Source organism: Vibrio sp. YT-15 (assembly GCF_033337445.1).
In the GTDB taxonomy this organism is placed as follows: domain Bacteria; phylum Pseudomonadota; class Gammaproteobacteria; order Enterobacterales; family Vibrionaceae; genus Vibrio; species Vibrio alginolyticus.
Map to the genome: position 1 here is coordinate 1 of NZ_JAWOQR010000182.1, position 1,022 is coordinate 1,022.

Annotated in this window: 2 protein-coding genes; one reads left to right on the top strand and one right to left on the bottom strand. The window is 41.8% G+C overall.

Annotated elements, in window-relative coordinates; translation table 11 throughout:
- Positions 1–182 (top strand): OmpA family protein (locus tag R7D93_RS26155; protein WP_318129664.1); only part of this gene is annotated, 182 nt, incomplete at its 5' end.
- 243 nt (positions 183–425) lie between these two features.
- On the opposite strand, the gene R7D93_RS26160 is transcribed toward R7D93_RS26155, so the two are convergent.
- Entirely contained in the window at positions 426–932 is a 507-nt protein-coding gene (locus tag R7D93_RS26160) for a hypothetical protein (protein WP_005482262.1), read from the bottom strand.
- Positions 933–1,022: the final 90 nt, after the last annotated feature.

Consider the following 1,022-nt stretch of genomic DNA (forward strand, 5'->3'; position numbering starts at 1 on the left):
AGAAACGTGCTGAGTCTGTAGCAAACGCGCTAGTTGAAAAAGGCATCGATGCATCACGCATCCAAGCTCGCGGTGAAGGTGAAAACAACCCAATTGCATCAAACGATACTCGTGAAGGTCGTCAACAAAACCGTCGTGTAGAAATCGTTGTACCTGAGTTCGAATACCAAGTTCAGCAATAAGCTCCTATCCGACCGTAGAATAGCAGCCTAAAGCTGAATGCCCCGAAGAGTTCGCTCTTCGGGGCTTTTTTTATCTGTTCATTTTGTATCGCTTAATTTGTGAATGGTGGACACAAAAAAGAGAACCGGTTGATGACGGGTTCTCTTTTTGCGTTCGATAGAGGGTCAACTCTCGAAATCATGTTTAGCAGTGAAGCGAAATGTGGCAGAAGCGCTTTTAAATTGTGTAAGTACGAGAGTGGATTACTTCAGATCGATACTGTTGAGTCGGCCCATAAAAGTGAGGATTTCTAAGTTCTCTTTGTGGGCTTCTAGTAGTGCCTTTTTCGTTTGCATGTAAGCGGCAAGTTTGCCGTATTTGTTAATCGAACGTACTACCGTCTTGTATTTGTATTCACCCTTATCGTTAAACTCGCGCCATTTCGCAATGTAACAAGTGTCTCGGTTGTCTGGGTTCTCAAGGGTAGGGTTAGGCTTATGAACGATTTTAGGCTCAACGCTGTGCGGCAGACGCGTCATTAAGTACGGGTCTTTTAATAGACGTCGCCAAAACTTGCCCCACATTTCTCTACCCAACTCATTTCTTAGTTTGATGGCTTTCTTCAAGCCCTTTTTCTCTCCAATACGAACAAAACCCACTGAGCGATGCAAAACAGTATCGTCAGGAGTATGAATGTGGATCTTAAAGGCAGTCTTGCCTTTCGAAATAAAGCGGTGTCCAGTGTTAGTAATTAAATTGCTCTTAGACATAGTGCTAACTAATATTTTTATTAATAGTCGAGAGGGTAAGCAAAACTCATAAATAATTAAAGTAATAAAATACAAAACTGTAAATAGTAA

Bases quoted from the DNA above. Each gene is read 5' to 3' on its own strand.
- R7D93_RS26160 (WP_005482262.1), bottom strand. From the start codon at position 932: ATGTCTAAGAGCAATTTAATTACTAACACTGGACACCGCTTTATTTCG.